At 51.0% G+C, this 17,382-nt stretch carries 17 protein-coding genes; 10 read left to right on the top strand and 7 right to left on the bottom strand.

The annotated features are described in order from the left end of the window. Positions 1-4 precede the first annotated feature (4 nt). Entirely contained in the window at positions 5-676 is a 672-nt protein-coding gene (locus C7B16_RS09740) for a DUF1190 family protein (RefSeq protein ID WP_107179610.1), read from the bottom strand. 147 nt (positions 677-823) lie between these two features. Next, positions 824-2,305: an outer membrane channel protein TolC gene (tolC, locus tag C7B16_RS09730; protein ID WP_000735302.1), complete on the bottom strand. Its 1,482-nt coding sequence runs from the start codon at positions 2,303-2,305 to the stop codon at positions 824-826. A gap of 204 nt (positions 2,306-2,509) precedes the next feature. Between tolC and nudF the strand changes: the two genes are divergently transcribed. From nudF to parE, 5 genes are read left to right on the top strand one after another with little or no spacing between them, the layout of a single operon-like run. After that, positions 2,510-3,139: an ADP-ribose diphosphatase gene (nudF, locus tag C7B16_RS09725; protein WP_107179609.1), complete on the top strand. Its 630-nt coding sequence runs from the start codon at positions 2,510-2,512 to the stop codon at positions 3,137-3,139. After that, complete coding sequence (locus C7B16_RS09720; protein ID WP_000833390.1) at positions 3,140-3,562, top strand: DUF1249 family protein; 423 nt, start codon at positions 3,140-3,142, stop codon at positions 3,560-3,562. 24 nt (positions 3,563-3,586) lie between these two features. Further along, a complete protein-coding gene (gene cpdA / locus C7B16_RS09715; RefSeq protein WP_000444754.1) occupies positions 3,587-4,414 on the top strand; it encodes a 3',5'-cyclic-AMP phosphodiesterase in 828 nt (275 codons plus the stop codon). Next, a complete protein-coding gene (gene yqiA, locus C7B16_RS09710) occupies positions 4,414-4,995 on the top strand; it encodes an esterase YqiA (RefSeq protein WP_000105734.1) in 582 nt (193 codons plus the stop codon). The genes cpdA and yqiA overlap by 1 nt, the downstream gene beginning before the upstream one ends. Before the next feature lie 28 nt (positions 4,996-5,023). Then, on the top strand, positions 5,024-6,916 hold the full coding sequence (parE, locus tag C7B16_RS09705; protein WP_000195279.1) for a DNA topoisomerase IV subunit B: 1,893 nt from the start codon (positions 5,024-5,026) through the stop codon (positions 6,914-6,916). Between the two features lie 55 nt (positions 6,917-6,971). Here the strand turns inward: parE and C7B16_RS09700 are convergent, their stop codons facing one another. Beyond that, positions 6,972-9,113 (bottom strand): TonB-dependent siderophore receptor, encoded by a 2,142-nt coding sequence (locus C7B16_RS09700; RefSeq protein ID WP_107179608.1) that lies wholly within the window; start codon positions 9,111-9,113, stop codon positions 6,972-6,974. A gap of 373 nt (positions 9,114-9,486) precedes the next feature. Here C7B16_RS09700 and C7B16_RS09695 point away from each other — a divergent pair, with 373 nt between their 5' ends. Genes C7B16_RS09695 through C7B16_RS09675 form a run of 5 tightly spaced genes read left to right on the top strand, consistent with a single transcriptional unit; the run spans position 9,487 to position 14,164 of the window. Continuing rightward, positions 9,487-10,296, top strand: a complete 810-nt coding sequence (locus C7B16_RS09695) for an ABC transporter ATP-binding protein (protein WP_000940884.1) — start codon at positions 9,487-9,489, stop codon at positions 10,294-10,296. Beyond that, on the top strand, positions 10,293-11,276 hold the full coding sequence (locus tag C7B16_RS09690; protein WP_107179607.1) for a FecCD family ABC transporter permease: 984 nt from the start codon (positions 10,293-10,295) through the stop codon (positions 11,274-11,276). Before C7B16_RS09695 ends, C7B16_RS09690 begins: the two co-directional genes overlap by 4 nt. Positions 11,277-11,284: 8 nt before the next feature. Further along, positions 11,285-12,322, top strand: a complete 1,038-nt coding sequence (locus C7B16_RS09685) for a FecCD family ABC transporter permease (RefSeq protein ID WP_143192594.1) — start codon at positions 11,285-11,287, stop codon at positions 12,320-12,322. Positions 12,323-12,332: 10 nt separating this feature from the next. Next, entirely contained in the window at positions 12,333-13,280 is a 948-nt protein-coding gene (locus C7B16_RS09680) for an iron-siderophore ABC transporter substrate-binding protein (protein ID WP_001517110.1), read from the top strand. Next, complete coding sequence (locus C7B16_RS09675) at positions 13,277-14,164, top strand: MurR/RpiR family transcriptional regulator (protein WP_001517109.1); 888 nt, start codon at positions 13,277-13,279, stop codon at positions 14,162-14,164. Before C7B16_RS09680 ends, C7B16_RS09675 begins: the two co-directional genes overlap by 4 nt. A 44-nt stretch (positions 14,165-14,208) precedes the next feature. Here C7B16_RS09675 and C7B16_RS09670 read toward each other — a convergent pair whose 3' ends face one another. From C7B16_RS09670 to qseB, 4 genes are all read right to left on the bottom strand, one after another. Next, a complete protein-coding gene (locus tag C7B16_RS09670) occupies positions 14,209-14,523 on the bottom strand; it encodes a putative quinol monooxygenase (RefSeq protein WP_000633738.1) in 315 nt (104 codons plus the stop codon). 30 nt (positions 14,524-14,553) lie between these two features. Further along, a complete protein-coding gene (gene mdaB, locus C7B16_RS09665; protein WP_000065441.1) occupies positions 14,554-15,135 on the bottom strand; it encodes an NADPH:quinone oxidoreductase MdaB in 582 nt (193 codons plus the stop codon). A 109-nt stretch (positions 15,136-15,244) separates the two neighbouring features. Beyond that, positions 15,245-16,594 carry a quorum sensing histidine kinase QseC gene (gene qseC / locus C7B16_RS09660; protein WP_000673336.1) on the bottom strand — a complete coding sequence of 450 codons (1,350 nt, stop codon included), beginning with the start codon at positions 16,592-16,594 and terminating at the stop codon, positions 15,245-15,247. Further along, positions 16,591-17,250, bottom strand: a complete 660-nt coding sequence (qseB, locus tag C7B16_RS09655) for a quorum sensing response regulator transcription factor QseB (RefSeq protein WP_001221482.1) — start codon at positions 17,248-17,250, stop codon at positions 16,591-16,593. The genes qseC and qseB overlap by 4 nt, the downstream gene beginning before the upstream one ends. Positions 17,251-17,382 lie beyond the last annotated feature (132 nt).

Below are 17,382 nucleotides of genomic sequence, written 5' to 3'. Positions count from 1 at the left end.
GGTATTAACCACCCATTGAACGAGAAGAGGTGCCGGCTGCGCTACGCTGCATGGTGCTTTGTTTGGCAACAGACTCGCCAAAGCCGCCGCGGGTAACGGTGGTGGTGGTCGCTGGTTTTGGTGCCATTGCTGTTTTCGGTACGGTCATGGTGCGGCCTGGCTGGGCTGCGCCATAGTTTTTACCGGTTGCGTCGGTATATTTACCGTAAGCCGGGCTGGCAGGGTTCTTTGAGGAGAACAGCGGTTGCTGTGCAAAACCCGCTCCGCCGCCCATCAGACGACCCATCATGTAACCTGCCATTAGCGGCATCCAGAAGCTTCCGCTGGATTGCTGGGCCTGCGCCTGGTTTTCTGGTGCCATGCCTGCCTGGGCAGGTGCCTGCTGGCATTGACCTTCGCCAAATTCGGCAACACAGTCTTCACGGGTGGCGTATTTCGGCGCGGTACGTTCGGCTTCTTTCAGCGCATTGTTGTACGCGGTGGTGCATTCTGCGCTTTTGCCTGGGTTTGCGGCTGAACAATCATCAGCGTTTTGATACAGAGACACGGTCTCATCACTCTTTTCACAGCCCGCCAGCATAAAAACAGTGGCAACAGCAAGAGCGACAGGTGTCAGATGGCGTGCGCTCCAGTTTTTGCGGAACGATGCGTGGCGTATGGATTTTGTCCGTTTCATTTTTGTCTTCCGGAACCAGTGGTAAATACCCATCAGAATAGAGGATGGCTGGTCGAAATTGAAGCGAGAAGGGGGAAGAATGCGGCAGATAACCCGTATCTTTACGTTGCCTTACGTTCAGACGGGGCCGAAGCCCCGTCGTTGTCATCAGTTACGGAAAGGGTTATGACCGTTACTGGTGGAAGTGCGTGCGGATACCTGCTGAACGGCTGGTGCCGGGCTATCAGGTGCATAACCATCAGCGATAGCATTTTGTTCCGGCGTTTGCGGCGCGACGTTTTCCGGGTTAGTGGAAACCGGTTTGCTCAGCGCATTGTTCAATGCCAGCAGATCCTGCTCGTTCAACGTACCCAGAGCTGATTTAATATTTAACTGGTTAATCAGGTAGTTATAACGTGCATTCGCCAGTTCTTGCTTGGCGTTGTACAGCGTCGTGGTGGCGTCCAATACATCAACAATGGTACGCGTACCGACCGAGTAACCAGCTTCCATCGCGTCTAATGAGCTTTGGGCGGAAATAACGGCTTGTTTGTAAGCGTTAATGCTACTGATAGATGCATTAATGTTGTTGAAGGAGGAACGCACGGTTTGCACGACGCTACGGTGTGCGCTTTCCAGTTGCTCGCTGGCACCCACGAAGTTGTACTGCGCCTGTTTCACCTGCGAGTTAACCATTCCGCCCTGATAAATCGGCAGCGAGAAGCTCAGGCCCACTTTGTTCTGACCCATATTGCTGTCGTCATACTGGCCTGCGGTCGCACCACGGGTTTTCGAACCACTGTAGGAGGTGTCAGAAATTCCGGTAGAGGCCGTTAAATCCAGAGTCGGTAAGTGACCGTCCTGCGCCTGGCGAATTTGCTCGCGTGCCAGGTCCTGGCTCAAACGTGCCTGTAACAGCGACAGGTTACGCTTTTCAGCTTCTTTCAGCAGAGTGTTCACCGGCTGTGGTTTGTCGGTTTTAAAGTTTTCAACATTCAGCGCCGCCAGTTCCGGGTAGTAATTACCAGTGATCTGACGCAGTTGCTCAACGGCATTGTCGAGATTGTTACGTGCGGTCACTTCGTTTGCCAGCACGGTATCGTACTGTGCGCGGGCGTTCTGCACGTCGGTGATCGCCACCAGACCCACGTTAAAACGTTGGGTGGTTTGATCTAACTGACGGTAGATCGCTTCTTTTTGCGCCTGGGTATAGGAAAGAACGTCAATCGCATTCAACACGTTGAAATAAGCGGTCGCGGTGTTGAGGATCAGAGTTTGTTGATCGGTCTGGTAAGTGACGTCCTGAATTCCGGCCGCTTTTTCCTGCAAGGTCAGCGCACGCCATTTCGACATATCGAAAATGGACTGGGTCAACTGCAGGGACGCACTGGTCGCGTTAGAGTTGATGCCGTTCGCGTCGCGATAGCCGTTGCTGTAGGTGTAATCTGCACCTAAACCCAACTGTGGCAGTAATGGACTGCGCGCTTCATTAATTTTTTCAAAGGCAGCATCACGATCGGCGGCAGACTTACGCAATTCCGGGTTACTAAGGCGTGCTTGCTGATAAACTTGCATCAGGTTCTCGGCCTGGCTCAACGTACTGAACCCAGAAAGGCTCAGGCCGATAAGAATGGGGAGCAATTTCTTCATTTGCATTCCTTGTGGTGAAGCAGTATTTAGCGCGATCAAACTGTAAAATTATTGCGGATTCTAGCAGAAGCCGCCACCGCAAAAGGTTGGCGTTACGTGCCATAGGGCATTAATGTGCCTCAATTTAACACATGACCGCTCAAACGGCAGTCAAACGTCGCTGAAATTCACATTTAATTCACTATTAGTGTCAGGACATTAACAATGCTTAAGCCAGACAACCTGCCCGTTACATTTGGCAAAAACGATGTAGAAATTATTGCACGAGAAACACTTTATCGCGGCTTTTTTTCATTAGATCTTTATAGATTTCGTCATCGTCTATTCAACGGGCAAATGAGTCATGAGGTCCGGCGGGAAATTTTTGAGCGCGGGCACGCCGCAGTCTTGCTACCCTTTGACCCAGTACGCGATGAAGTTGTGCTGATTGAGCAGATTCGGATTGCCGCGTATGACACCAGTGAAACGCCCTGGTTATTGGAAATGGTTGCCGGGATGATCGAAGAAGGTGAAAGCGTAGAAGATGTCGCCCGTCGCGAAGCGATTGAAGAGGCGGGACTGATAGTCAAACGGATCAAACCGGTGTTAAGTTTTCTGGCAAGCCCGGGCGGCACCAGTGAGCGTTCGTCAATTATGGTGGGCGAAGTGGACGCCACGACCGCAAGCGGTATTCACGGTCTGGCTGATGAAAACGAAGATATTCGCGTTTATGTGGTAAGCAGGGAGCAGGCATACCAGTGGGTAGAAGAGGGGAAAATCGACAACGCAGCGTCGGTCATCGCTTTGCAATGGCTGCAACTGCATCATCAAGCGTTAAAAAATGAGTGGGCATAAATGAAGCGTTACACACCTGACTTTCCTGAAATGATGCGCCTGTGCGAGATGAACTTTTCACAATTGCGCCGTTTGTTGCCGCGCAATGACGCACCCGGCGAAACTGTAAGCTATCAGGTGGCAAACGCACAATATCGGTTAACGATTGTGGAATCGACCCGATACACTACCTTGGTGACAATTGAACAGATTGCACCTGCAATCAGTTACTGGAGCCTTCCGTCAATGACGGTGCGTCTGTATCATGACGCGATGGTGGCTGAAGTGTGTTCAAGTCAGCAGATTTTTCGCTTTAAAGCGCGGTATGATTATCCTAATAAAAAGTTGCATCAACGCGACGAAAAGCATCAAATTAATCAGTTTTTAGCGGACTGGTTGCGATACTGTTTAGCACATGGAGCGATGGCGATTCCGGTTTATTAGCGTCGTGAAACCTAAGGACACCATTTGGAAAGCCTGTTAACCCTTCCTCTGGCTGGTGAGGCCAGAGTCAGGATTTTACAAATTACCGACACTCACCTGTTTGCACAAAAGCACGAAGCCCTGCTGGGGGTAAACACCTGGGAGAGCTATCAGGCGGTGCTGGAGGCGATTCGCCCACACCAGCACGAATTCGACCTGATTGTCGCGACAGGTGATTTGGCACAGGATCAATCCTCTGCGGCCTATCAGCACTTTGCAGAAGGCATCGCAAGCTTTCGTGCGCCCTGCGTCTGGCTGCCGGGTAACCATGATTTCCAGCCTGCGATGTACAGCGCATTACAGGATGCGGGCATCTCCCCGGCGAAGCGTGTGTTTATTGGTGAGCAATGGCAAATCCTGATGCTGGATAGCCAGGTGTTTGGCGTACCGCACGGCGAGTTGAGCGAGTTTCAGCTTGATTGGCTGGAACGTAAACTGGCCGATGCGCCAGAACGTCATACTTTGCTGCTGCTGCACCATCATCCGTTGCCTGCGGGTTGTAGCTGGCTTGACCAGCACAGTCTGCGTAACGCGGGTGAACTGGATAACGTGCTGGTGAAGTTTCCGCACGTCAAATATCTGTTGTGCGGACATATCCATCAGGAACTCGATCTCGACTGGAATGGTCGCCGCCTGCTGGCAACGCCGTCAACCTGTGTGCAGTTTAAACCACACTGTTCCAACTTTACGCTGGACACTATTGCCCCTGGCTGGCGTACGCTGGAACTCCATGCCGATGGCACCCTGACTACCGAAGTGCACCGCCTGGCGGACACTCGTTTCCAACCAGATACCGCTTCAGAAGGCTACTGATGTCAACGCTTCTTTATTTGCATGGATTCAACAGTTCGCCGCGTTCAGCGAAAGCGAGCTTGTTGAAAAACTGGCTGGCGGAGCATCACCCTGACGTTGAGATGATTATTCCGCAGTTGCCGCCGTATCCTTCCGATGCGGCAGAACTGCTGGAATCCATTGTGCTGGAACATGGTGGTGATTCGCTGGGTATCGTTGGTTCGTCACTTGGGGGTTATTACGCTACCTGGTTGTCGCAATGTTTTATGCTGCCAGCGGTAGTGGTAAACCCGGCTGTGCGCCCGTTTGAACTGCTGACGGACTATCTCGGTCAGAACGAGAACCCCTACACCGGGCAGCAATATGTGCTAGAGTCACGCCATATTTACGATCTCAAAGTCATGCAGATTGACCCACTGGAAGCACCGGATCTTATCTGGCTGCTGCAACAGACGGGAGATGAAGTGCTGGATTACCGCCAGGTGGTGGCGTACTACGCCTCCTGCCGCCAGACTGTAATAGAAGGCGGCAACCACGCATTCACGGGCTTCGAAGATTATTTCAACCCGATCGTCGATTTTCTTGGTCTGCACCATCTCTGACGATCAACTCGAATTGCTAACTTAAACCATGACGCAAACTTATAACGCTGATGCCATTGAGGTACTCACCGGGCTTGAGCCGGTTCGCCGCCGCCCGGGGATGTATACCGATACCACTCGCCCAAACCATTTGGGGCAAGAAGTTATTGATAACAGTGTCGATGAAGCACTGGCCGGTCACGCAAAACGCGTGGACGTTATTTTACATGCTGACCAGTCGCTGGAGGTCATTGACGATGGCCGTGGAATGCCGGTGGATATTCACCCGGAAGAAGGTGTTCCGGCGGTCGAATTGATCCTCTGCCGTCTGCACGCGGGTGGTAAGTTCTCCAATAAAAACTATCAGTTCTCCGGCGGCCTGCACGGCGTGGGGATTTCGGTGGTTAACGCCCTGTCAAAGCGCGTAGAAGTCAACGTGCGCCGCGATGGCCAGATTTATAACATCGCGTTTGAAAATGGCGAAAAAGTACAGGATTTGCAGGTTGTCGGCACTTGCGGTAAACGCAATACCGGCACCAGCGTACATTTCTGGCCGGATGAAACCTTCTTTGACAGCCCGCGTTTTTCTGTTTCGCGCCTTACGCATGTGCTGAAAGCCAAAGCGGTACTGTGCCCCGGCGTTGAGATCACTTTTAAAGATGAGATCAACAATACCGAACAACGCTGGTGCTATCAGGACGGTCTGAATGATTACCTCGCGGAAGCGGTAAATGGCTTGCCGACGCTGCCGGAAAAACCGTTTATCGGTAATTTTTCTGGCGATACCGAAGCGGTGGACTGGGCGCTCTTGTGGCTGCCGGAAGGTGGCGAACTGCTGACCGAAAGCTACGTCAACCTGATCCCAACGATGCAGGGCGGGACGCACGTTAATGGTCTGCGTCAGGGCCTGCTGGACGCGATGCGCGAGTTCTGTGAATACCGCAACATTCTGCCGCGCGGCGTGAAACTGTCAGCGGAAGATATCTGGGATCGCTGCGCATATGTGCTGTCAGTAAAAATGCAGGATCCGCAGTTTGCCGGGCAGACCAAAGAACGTCTCTCTTCGCGTCAATGTGCGGCATTCGTTTCTGGCGTGGTGAAAGATGCGTTCACCCTGTGGTTGAACCAGAACGTCCAGGCTGCTGAATTGCTGGCGGAGATGGCGATTTCCAGCGCCCAGCGTCGTATGCGTGCGGCGAAGAAAGTGGTACGTAAAAAGCTGACCAGTGGCCCGGCGTTGCCTGGCAAACTGGCTGACTGTACCGCGCAGGATCTCAATCGTACCGAACTGTTCCTCGTGGAAGGTGACTCCGCAGGTGGATCAGCCAAGCAGGCGCGCGATCGTGAATATCAGGCGATCATGCCGTTGAAAGGTAAGATCCTTAACACCTGGGAGGTCTCTTCTGATGAAGTGTTGGCCTCGCAGGAAGTGCATGATATTTCAGTGGCGATCGGTATTGATCCTGACAGCGCCGACCTTAGCCAGTTGCGTTATGGCAAGATCTGTATCCTGGCGGATGCGGACTCCGATGGCCTGCACATTGCTACGTTGCTTTGCGCACTGTTTGTAAAGCACTTCCGCACGCTGGTGAAACACGGCCACGTTTACGTTGCTCTGCCACCGCTCTACCGCATTGACCTCGGGAAAGAGGTTTATTACGCGCTGACGGAAGAAGAAAAAGAGGGCGTGCTTGAGCAGTTAAAACGCAAAAAAGGCAAGCCTAACGTCCAGCGTTTTAAAGGTCTGGGCGAAATGAATCCGATGCAATTGCGCGAAACCACGCTTGATCCGAATACTCGCCGTCTGGTGCAGTTAACCATTGATGATGAAGACGATCAGCGTACTGACGCGATGATGGACATGCTGCTGGCGAAGAAACGCTCGGAAGACCGCCGTAACTGGTTGCAAGAGAAAGGTGATATGGCGGAGATTGAGGTCTGATAATTCCCGCCAGGAGAATAAAATATAGCCCGGTAAACATACCGGGCTTTTTTTATCAAAATTCCATTTTCACCGTGAATTGCACTTCACGCGGATCGCCAATCTGATTACCCAGATTATTTGTGGCTATGGAAGAGGTGTAATACGTTTTATCAAACAGGTTTTTGACGTTTAATTGCAGAGTGACCGGATACTGCAATTTCATTTTATATGCGGCGAAGGCATCGGCAACGAAATAGCCCGGCAGATAGTAGTCAGCCCCATTGGTTGCTGAACGACGGCTTACGCCATGTCCGCCACCGCCAAACGTCAGCGTGTTATTGCCAGGCATATTATGAATGTCATAGGTCAGGAATAGCGAACCGGTATGACGAGGAACATTCGGCAATGGTTTTCCTGCATAATCAGGATCTTCCAGAACCTTAGCATCGGTATAGCCGTAGCTGGCAATAATATTAATATTTTCAGTTAATGCTCCCGCAAGGTCGACTTCTACCCCTCTTGAACGAACGCGGCCTGCCGTTTTGGCGATGGTTTCGTCACCAATACTTTCGGTATACAACACGTTGCGTTTATGGATATCAAACAGCGCAATATCTGCGGTTATACCATCGAACAGCTCGAATTTTGCCCCGACTTCGTAAGCATTAGATGATTCCGGGGGAAGATCGCCAATGTAGCTGGCAATTGACGATTGCGGCATAAATGTTTGCGAATAATTGGCAAATAAGGATACCGATGGCGTCAGTTTGTAGACCAACCCCAGTTTGGGAGTCCATTGCTCATCGCGGCTGTCAGTATTGACATTAAAAGGACGGCCTTTACCCGCATACTGCGTGTAATACTGATAGCGGATCCCGGCGACGGCAATCCAGTTATCGGTCAGATAGAGCGCGTCCTGAGCATAAGCTGAGTAGCTCTCCTGTTTGATCGTCTGATCACTGTCCGATGCCGAGACCGTTGTACATTTGCTGGTATTGCCATAAACAGGGCTGTAGATATTGAAATCTTTAGCGTTTTTACAGCGAATCATATCTGTGCGCAGAAGATCATAATATTCATATGACACCCCGCCCAGAATCTCATTATAGAATCCAGCGATATCGACATTCCCTTGCAGATCCGCACGAGTAGAATGCATGCGCTGAGTAGAGCCCTGAGTTGCATCAACACGCCGTGTCAGCGTTCCTGTTGTTGCATCATACGCGGTAACGCGAGCTTGATTATCGCTGTATTTATCCTGGCTGTAGCTGTAATCAAAGCGCGCAGTCCACTGGCTATTGAGATGATATTCTGCGTTGAGTTGCGCCAGATCGGACTGACCATCTGTAATATTAAACGGTTCGTCGAAACGTATTTTTCGATCAACGTTTACGGGCTGTTTCGTCGTAAGATCGAAAATTGTTCCGCGATCGAATGGCGTTTTATAGTCCCGATGTGAATAGAGCATGGTTACTGTTGCATTATCACCAAACCAGGTGAGTGATGGGGCAATAAATGTACTGCGCTCTTTACCGAAGTTCCGCCAGTAGTCTTCATCCTGCACTTCCCCCGTCAGGCGGTAGGCCAGTTGAGTGCCTTCAATGGGACCTGTGATATCAAGTTGCCCTGTACCACCACCAAAACTGGAGGACGTGGCTGAGACAGAACCATGGAACGTTTTTTCCGGGCGCTTTGTCACGACGTTAATCAGCCCACCAGGATCGAGAATGCCATACAGCGTGGAGGCCGGGCCTTTTAGCACTTCCACACGTTCTGTTGCGGCGTTGAAACTGCGAGGAAGTACGGTTCGCAGGCCGTTGGTCATGATGGAGCCATCCCGGTTTGCACCAAACCCACGACGTACAAAAGCGTCCTGAGTCCCGCCTAATGTATTGGTTTGCACCACGTTACTGACGTTATAAAGCGCCTCATCCAGCGTCGTCGCATGCTGATTTTCCAGAACTTGATCGCTAACCGTATTGACCACCTGCGGAATATCCAGCATCGGCATATCGGTTAATGTCGCCGTGGAGGTGCTCAGAGGCTGATAACCGTCGGTCGCCTCAGTTGCGGTATTCGCATCCGCGGTAACCGTGATGGTTTCGCCATCTTTGGTCGTTACAGTGTCTGTTGCATGAATCATCGGTGCCGCAAAGAGCAGTGAAAAGAGCGCCCGACCTTTGACTCCTGAGAATGAAGGTGTGAACTTAGCCATTTAGTCTTTTATCCCAAAAACTCGCGGATTGTCGCGAGTGAAAATTGTTTCTTGTTGCTCACTAAGCACTATCCGTTTGTTATTTCGCCATCGGATATGTAATTGAGAATCATTCAATCATGCAATAATGTAGTAGTAAATGAGAAATAACGAAAAAATGCTACAGGTGTTTTCACGATGATTTAATGCAGGTTGATTGTTTTTAACCCATTAATATTTAATGTTTTAATTTTTATTTTCAAAAAGATTTTACCTGTTATTTACCTTGTTTTTGTGTGGCTTTTAACTTCTTGACTACTACATTTTGTGGCGTCAAACTCTCAAAGGAGAATGAGTTTTATTTTTGTTTGTCTTTGATTAAGTTGGCGTACACGTGGCACATAACGCAAAAGGGCAGGGGCTGATCCTCGACAATGTTTCTGCCGGGTATCACAAGAACATCATTGTTGATGGTGTTTCTTTCTCCGTTCCCACAGAGAAAATGACCGTTCTGGTTGGGGCAAACGGCTGTGGAAAGTCGACGTTGCTCAGTACCATTGCGCGTATATTGCAACCCATGGGCGGCTCGATATTGCTTGATGGCAAAGCGATTCACGAGCAACCAACGAAAGCGTTATCCCGCAGACTTGGGATCTTACCGCAGTCGCCATTATTGCCGGAGGGCTTAACCGTTTATGAACTGGTGTCGCGCGGGCGCTTTCCCTGGCAGAATTTTATACGTCAATGGAGCGACGCTGACGAGCAGGCGGTAGAAGAGGCCCTGAAATTAACCGGTACGCAGGAGTTTGCGCATTTACCTGTTGAAAAACTCTCTGGTGGGCAGCGCCAGCGGTGCTGGATTGCGATGGTGTTGGCGCAAAAGACGCCTTATATCCTGCTGGATGAACCAACAACCTGGCTTGATTTACGTTATCAGGTTGAAATTCTTGAGTTATTACATGACTTAACGCGTCATCACGGGCGTACAGTCGTTGTGGTGTTGCATGATCTGAATTTTGCCGTCAATTATGGCGATACGCTGATATTTTTACGCCAGGGGAAAGTGGTGCGTGTGTTGAATGAGGGGGAGCATTGCACGCCTGAGCTGGTGAAAGCTGTCTTTGACGTTGATGTTCACGCATCAATAAATCCTCTGACGGGAAAACCGTTTTTCATGCCGTTTCGTGGTGTAGAAAAAGTATGATGCGCACGGGGCTGGTTACTGTTTTTTTCCTCACCTTACTGCTGGTGGGATGCGTTGTATATCCTGGGATTGGTGCCCGATTTATTGCACCACAAACGGTGTTGCAGGCATTTTTCCATTTTGAACCGCAAAACTTCGATCACAACGTGATTATAAGACTCCGTTTGCCGCGTTTGGCGGCAGCATTGCTTACTGGTGCTTCTCTTGGTGTTGCTGGTGCTTTGTTGCAGGCTGTCATTCGTAACCCATTGGGGGAGCCACATATTTTAGGCTTAAATGCCGGAGCCGCCCTGGCTGTCGTTGCTGCCAGTGCACTAGGACTGGTATTTCCTGTTGGGCGTCCATTGCTGGCATCAGCGGGAGGCGCGGTACTGTTCCTGCTGATATTGCTGCTCTCTTCCGCAGGACGTTCAGGGTTAACGCCAATGAAAGTTACCTTATGCGGCGTGGCGCTATCGGCGTTCGTTTCCTCAATAACGGCTGCAATCCTGATTCTTGACGAACAAACGTTGTTGGCGATGCGGACATGGTTAGCGGGTGATTTAGCGGGGTTGGATTGGGCGACGCTTGGTACGTCCGCCTGGTTTTCTCTGGGGGGATTTGTATTAGCTCTTTATCTTGCGCCCTCTCTTAACATGTTGGCACTGGGCGATCGCATGGCGCAGGGCCTGGGCGTCTCGGTACTACGCACGCGAACATTCACTCTGATTGCGATCGCGTTGCTCTGTGGCGCGGCCGTATCGATTGCTGGCCCGATTGGTTTTGTCGGCTTGCTCGTACCGCAGATTGTCCGGCGTCTGGTATCAACGGATCTGCGCGTTCTGCTACCTCTTTCAGCTTGTGTCGGAGCCTTACTGCTATTACTGGCAGATATTATTGCCAGGACGCTTTTCACGCCCCATGAGCTGGCGACAGGTGTCATGACGGCATTAGTTGGTGCACCTGTTTTTGTCATTATGGCGACGAGGATGTTCAAATGAGCCGGATAATGAACGTTGGGTTACGCCCGCTACGTGTTGGTGAGTTTTCGACACTGGTACGCCCTAAAAATCTGGTGTTGCTTGGTGGACTGTCTCTGTTTGCTGTTGGAATACTGATATTCGGTCTGATGCATGGTTCTTTTTCTGTCCCGGCATCGGAAGTCGGACGAGCGTTGTTCTCTCCAGAAAATGTGAACACAGACACACGTTATATTGTGCAGGATATTCGCTTGCCGAGAGTCATCATGGCGTTGCTATGCGGAGCCATGTTAGGTATGGCGGGAGCCGCAATGCAGTCTATTGCTCGTAACAGCCTTGCGGATCCCGGTCTTATCGGGGTCAAGGATGGATGTAGCGTGGCAGTGCTGTGGCTGATTTTCCAGTTTCCAATGCTGGGGATGTTCTGGCGTCCAGTGGCTGGCCTTGCTGGCGGCTTATTCGTTGCGTTAGTGGTGATTTTCTGTGCACGCGATATTTCCCGCCCGCGATTTGTTTTGATCGGCATTGGCGTTTCCTGGTTTTTCGCCGCGGGGATCGGTGTATTTATGACCACAGCAGATATTCGTGACGTACAAACTGCATTGATGTGGTTATCGGGAAGCCTACATGCAGCCAACTGGATGTTAGTCGGTATTTCAGCCTGTTGGATGTTGCCAGCCGCTCTTTTATTGCTGTTCACAGCCCGGACGGCGGATATTGCTCTGCTTGGTCATCAGGTTGCAACCGGATTAGGCGTGAATAGTTCTCGTCTGGCGTTGTTGCGTGTAGCCGCGCCAATAATCCTGACAGCCGTCTGCGTTTCTTGTGTTGGCAACATCGGCTTTGTCGGGCTGATAGCACCTCATATATCACGTTTTATTCTGCGTGGTGGACAGACGACATTACTGCTGGGGAGCGCCGTATCGGGGGCGTTGTTAGTCATTCTGGCGGATAGCATTGGTCGTTTGGCTTTTTTGCCTTTGCAACTCCCTGCAGGAATCGTTATCTCACTGATTGGTGGACCATTCTTTCTGCTACTTCTCTGGCAACGCAGGAACAGTTTTTAACGGGAGTTATATGCGTTTATTTTTTTCTCTGCTGATACTGTTGTCATTTTTTGCTCGTGCAACAGAACCTGTTCAGGTGTTTACCGATGATTTAGGGCGCAAAGTCACAGTGCCTGCACATCCAAAGAGAATCGTTTCTTTACACGATCTTGATATCACCATTCCTCTGATTGAACTCGGTGTACCTCCTGTCGCCAGCCACGGGCGTACACGGCCTGACGGTAGCCATTTCATTCGATCAGGTGCGTTACTGACAGGTGTTGATTTCGATAATTCATCGATCGCCTTCATTGGAACAGCCGATATTGATATTGAAGCGATTGTGGCGGCAAAGCCGGACCTGATCATCACAGAACCGACCCGTAATACGCCCATTGAACAACTGGAGAAAATTGCGCCCACGGTGAGCATTGATCATCTCAAAGGGGGCGCGCCAGAAATCTACCGCAAGTTGGCCGAACTTACAGGAACACAGGCGCGGCTGGCGATACTTGAACGCCGCTATCAGGCGCAAATCAATGCGCTGAAGGCGACGCTGGACAGTCAAAAAATAACGGTATCGGTGATTCAGGCAAATCAGGGAAAAATTAATGTGATGCATAGCTATCATTCGCTGGGGCGGGTATTACGCGATGCTGGTTTTCGCTTTCCGCCGCTGATTGAGAGCATTCCTGAAGGTGGGCGAATGGATGTGAGCGCGGAGCGTTTGCCTGAACTGGATGCCGATTTTGTTTTTGCAACCTGGCGCGGTGATTCTGGTGGTAAACCTCAGGACGAGCTGGCAGCAATGGAAAAAGTCATGCCGGGATGGTGTCAGTTTCTGACAGCCTGTCGTTCCGGACGTTATGTGTTGATTTCGCGTGAAGAGGCGATTTCTAACTCCTTTGCATCTCTGGGATTGATGGCTGCGCAGATACAATCACAAATTGCGGGGCGACCTTTACCGGAGGCCAAATGATCCAGAAAGACAAAACGCGGGTTGATATTTTTGGGGAGCGTTTTCGTACTCGTGCGAGTCAGTTAACGCCAGGGTTAAGAACCGTCGCCAGCTACATTAATGAGCACCGTGAAGTGGTCCTCGAGCAAACGGCGATGGAAATTGCGGCCACGTTAAACACTTCCGATGCCACAGTAATTCGGGCTATACAGGCTCTGGGGTTTGCCGGGCTGCGCGATCTGAAACGTACTCTGGAACAGTGGCTTGGCCCAGCCCTTAGCTCCAGCGAAAAGATGTCTACGACGGTGAGTAACTTGACGAGCGATGTTAACACCGCAATCGACTTTGTTCTTGAAGGGCATCTGTATACCTGCAATGTCCTGTCAGAGCCTGAAAACCGCCACTCGCTTGCGCAAGCGGTAGCCTTGTTGGTGCAGGCGCGGCAAGTTGCTATTTTTGGCATTGGCGCTTCGGGTATTCTGGCGGATTATACCGCGCGGCTATTCAACCGCATTGGCTTGCCCGCCACGGCGCTAAACCGTACGGGTATTGGCCTTGCCGAGCAATTGATCGCGCTTCAGCGTGGCGATGTGCTGATCATGATGGCGCAAAAATCTGCACACCGGGAAGGGCTGACAACGCTGCGTGAAGCGAAACGGCTGGGGATCCCGGTTATTTTGCTGACAAACGCTTTGGATTCGCGTTTTAGTAAAGACGCCAGTATCGTCATCCACGTTCCGCGCGGGGATGAAAAGGGGAAAACGCCGCTACATGGTACGGTATTGTTGTGCCTGGAAATGATTGTCTGGTCGGTGGCCTCAGCGGTGCCGCAGCGTGCGGTTAAAACCATTAAGCGAATTAACGATTTCCATCGGGGTTTGAAAACGGGAAGAAAGAATGGCTAATCAGGCCTGAGACCGGTAGCAACACCGGCCTCTTTTCAGGAACATCAAAGTCCCGGCTGCAGGATACGAATATTCATCTCCAGCACATCGCCTTTTACGGCTTCGCTATATGCTTTCATGTGCGGGGTTTGCAGATGCGCTTCAAGGTGCGCGATGCTTTCCCACTGCTCAATCATCACAATAGAGTCCGGCGCCATAGACTGGAAACTCACGCCAGCAGCGCAATCCACCATTGGCGCGTAGCCGTGGCAACCTTCTTCCTTCAGAACTGTTGGAACGATTTTAGCAAACTGATCCAATACCGCCTGACGGTGATGTTGGCCAGGGCGAGTACGGATTTCTGCGATTACTGTAATCATGGTTAACTCCTTCTAAAGCCAGAGCTCTAGTTAACCAAAAATTTCCACAAGATGCTTGCGATATTCTTCAGTATAGCGGGGAACATCAGGCATTTTTATCACGTCATTAGCGATAAATGTCGGCAGCGGTTCCATGCCGAGGAATTGGTTTGCTTTATGGAACGGTAGATACACACCGTCAACGCCAACGCCGTGGAAGAACTGATCTTTTTCGGTGAAGGCTTCCATTGGGGCGTTCCAGGTCAGCGAGAGCATATATTTTTTACCCTGTACCAGACCGCCAGAACCGTATTTTTTCGACGGATCTTTGCGGGTACGACCATCGCTGGCATACAGCGTGCCGTGACCTTCGGTGAACACATCATCAATGTATTTTTTCACCGTCCACGGCGCGCCCATCCACCAGCCAGGCATCTGCCAGATCACCACATCAGCCCAGAGAAAGTTTTGTACTTCGGCTTTGACATCGTAGTCGCTCTCAGCGCGAACGATGCGGACATCATGCCCGAGGTCGCGCAGCGTGCCATCCGCGACTTCGGTCAGGGTGTCGTTCAGTTGACCATTGGAGTGGGCGAATTTTTTCGCACCGTTGATAATCAGAATGTTGCTCATTTTTTATCCTCAAGGAGAGACGTTTACCGACAATAGTACGTCACAGAGCGGTGCGGTGAAATTAGCAAAATGTGCAAAGTCTTTTGCGAATTTTGCAAAAGTCTCACCACTACCAGCTCACTTTCGCCTCAAATCCACCTTGTTTCGCATTCCCAAACACAACATTCATGCCATGCAATTTTGCGATCCGCTGGACAATCGACAACCCCAGTCCGCTACCGGTTGCGGTTTGTCCTGGTGGGCGGTAGAAACGTTCGCCAATTCGCGCCAGCGCCTCTGGCGTCACGCCGGGGCCGTTGTCTCTTACGGTGAAATTATCTGCATTCAGAGTGACATCCACTACGCTGCCCTGTGGACTGTAGCGTACTGCGTTATCCAGCAGATTTCGTACCAGTAGACTTAGCAATAGCGGTTGTCCGGTGCGTTTGATGCCGTGGGCATTGAGCGTCAGCCGTACGTCAATTTTTGCCTGCTGCGCCGTGTGGTAGATATCCATCACCGCCGATTGCAGGAGATCTTCAAGTGGGATCTCCGCGACGTCCTGAAGGTTATCCAGCGAGTCGAGCCGCGATAGTGTGAGCAGTTGATCAACCAGACGGGTGGCGCGATCGATCCCCGAATGTAATTGCGTCAGTGCTTTTTTCCGTGCCTGCGGATCATCGTCAGAGAGTTGCGCAACTTCGGTTTGAACTTTCAGCGCCGTTAATGGGCTACGCAGTTCGTGAGCGGCGTCAGAGGTAAAGCGCCGTTCACGCACCATCATCGCATGTGTACGGTCGAACAGTTGATTCAGCGACTCGACTAGCGGACGCACTTCGCTGGGTACGCCCGCGGCGTTGAGTGGTTTTTCCGAGTCGGGATCGCGCATACGTAGCGCCAGCGCTAGTTTGTTCAGTGGCGAGAGCTCACGACCCAGTAACACCATCATGAAAATTAACATAATGGGTAGCGCAACAAGCCAGGGGATGAGCTGGCCGGTGACGATTGCCAGCGCCATGTCTTCACGGTATTCCCATTCCTGGCCGACAACGATGCGATATTTACCATCAGGTGATGTCATCCAGATAAAGCGCCATTGATCTTTATCACCCACCAGTTGCCCGTCAGCAAAACCTTCACGCTGATAGCTATAGGGAATATCTTCTCCATTATCGCCATCGTTAAGAACCATTCTGCCGTCGCGGGTAAAAATGGCAAATGTCAGGGCATCGTCATCCACATGGCCGTGTTTGAATTTATCCGGCGTTCTTGCCATACGATCTGCCGCATTAATTTCGTTAAGATCGAGCGTACTTAATCGTTTGGCAAACAGCATTAACTGGGTATCGAACAACTCATCGACATTATCAATCGTTTGTTTCCAGGCTACAAAGCTGGAGACAACCCAGGTCAGCGAGGCCAGAATCAAAAAGATCAGCGTCAGCCTGACTCGCAGACTAAGGCGTTGGGTAAATTTCATTTCTCACCTAATGTGTAGCCAATACCGTGAACGGTGCGAATAAAGTCACTGCCGAGTTTGCGTCGCAGATGATGCACATGTACTTCGACGGCATTGCTGGTGACCTCTTCGTCCCAGGTATACAGTTTTTCTTCAATCAGTTTGCGTGGTAGAACACGACCAGCGTTACGCATCAGTAATTCCAGCAGGGCAAATTCTTTTGGCTTGAGTGTTAAGGATTCACCTGCCAGGGTGGCGATCCGTTTGCCCGGGTCGAGCATGACGTTGCCGTGATGTAGCTCGTTGCTGGCATGGCCGTTGGTTCGGCGCATCAGCGCTTCCAGCCTGGCGGCGACTTCTATCAATGCAAAAGGTTTACACAGATAATCGTCGGCCCCCAGACGCAAACCTTCCACGCGTTCCGCCAGTGCGTCGCGTGCGGTCAGGATCAGTACCGGCTCACGCTGACCTTTATCCCGCCACTCGCGCAAAATATCGCGGCCATCCATTCCCGGTAAGGTGAGATCAAGGATCACCGCGTCATAAGGTGCGCTATAAAGCGCCTCTTTTCCCTGACGACCTTCCGTAAACCAGTCAACACTAAAGCCCATCTTACTAAGACCTGTTTTGATGCCGTCACCAATCAGCATGTCATCTTCTATCAGTAAAATTCGCATCTTTTCATCCCTGCGATAGCTGTATTCGTTGTCAGTAAACCGTGTTGTAACGCGCTCTGTACAGTACTAAATTTTCTTTTTTTTCCTTAAGAAGTTGTTAAGGACTATCTTGTTTAATGCCTGGAAACAGAC

This window comes from Escherichia sp. 20412-1 (genome assembly GCF_003027595.1).
In the GTDB taxonomy this organism is placed as follows: domain Bacteria; phylum Pseudomonadota; class Gammaproteobacteria; order Enterobacterales; family Enterobacteriaceae; genus Escherichia; species Escherichia marmotae.
The sequence above is the reverse complement of the archived record's forward strand: the minus strand, read 5'-3'. Positions and strand labels throughout refer to the sequence as shown.

Excerpts from the sequence above, each read along its gene's own strand:
- yqiA (WP_000105734.1), top strand. The coding sequence starts at position 4,414 with ATGTCAACGCTTCTTTATTTGCATGGATTCAACAGTTCGCCGCGTTCA.
- qseB (WP_001221482.1), bottom strand. The coding sequence starts at position 17,250 with ATGCGAATTTTACTGATAGAAGATGACATGCTGATTGGTGACGGCATC.
- tolC (WP_000735302.1), bottom strand. The coding sequence starts at position 2,305 with ATGAAGAAATTGCTCCCCATTCTTATCGGCCTGAGCCTTTCTGGGTTC.
- C7B16_RS09670 (WP_000633738.1), bottom strand. The coding sequence starts at position 14,523 with ATGATTACAGTAATCGCAGAAATCCGTACTCGCCCTGGCCAACATCAC.
- parE (WP_000195279.1), top strand. The coding sequence starts at position 5,024 with ATGACGCAAACTTATAACGCTGATGCCATTGAGGTACTCACCGGGCTT.
- C7B16_RS09690 (WP_107179607.1), top strand. The coding sequence starts at position 10,293 with ATGATGCGCACGGGGCTGGTTACTGTTTTTTTCCTCACCTTACTGCTG.
- C7B16_RS09720 (WP_000833390.1), top strand. The coding sequence starts at position 3,140 with ATGAAGCGTTACACACCTGACTTTCCTGAAATGATGCGCCTGTGCGAG.
- C7B16_RS09685 (WP_143192594.1), top strand. The coding sequence starts at position 11,285 with ATGAACGTTGGGTTACGCCCGCTACGTGTTGGTGAGTTTTCGACACTG.
- C7B16_RS09680 (WP_001517110.1), top strand. The coding sequence starts at position 12,333 with ATGCGTTTATTTTTTTCTCTGCTGATACTGTTGTCATTTTTTGCTCGT.
- C7B16_RS09740 (WP_107179610.1), bottom strand. The coding sequence starts at position 676 with ATGAAACGGACAAAATCCATACGCCACGCATCGTTCCGCAAAAACTGG.
- qseC (WP_000673336.1), bottom strand. The coding sequence starts at position 16,594 with ATGAAATTTACCCAACGCCTTAGTCTGCGAGTCAGGCTGACGCTGATC.
- nudF (WP_107179609.1), top strand. The coding sequence starts at position 2,510 with ATGCTTAAGCCAGACAACCTGCCCGTTACATTTGGCAAAAACGATGTA.
- C7B16_RS09700 (WP_107179608.1), bottom strand. The coding sequence starts at position 9,113 with ATGGCTAAGTTCACACCTTCATTCTCAGGAGTCAAAGGTCGGGCGCTC.
- mdaB (WP_000065441.1), bottom strand. The coding sequence starts at position 15,135 with ATGAGCAACATTCTGATTATCAACGGTGCGAAAAAATTCGCCCACTCC.
- C7B16_RS09675 (WP_001517109.1), top strand. The coding sequence starts at position 13,277 with ATGATCCAGAAAGACAAAACGCGGGTTGATATTTTTGGGGAGCGTTTT.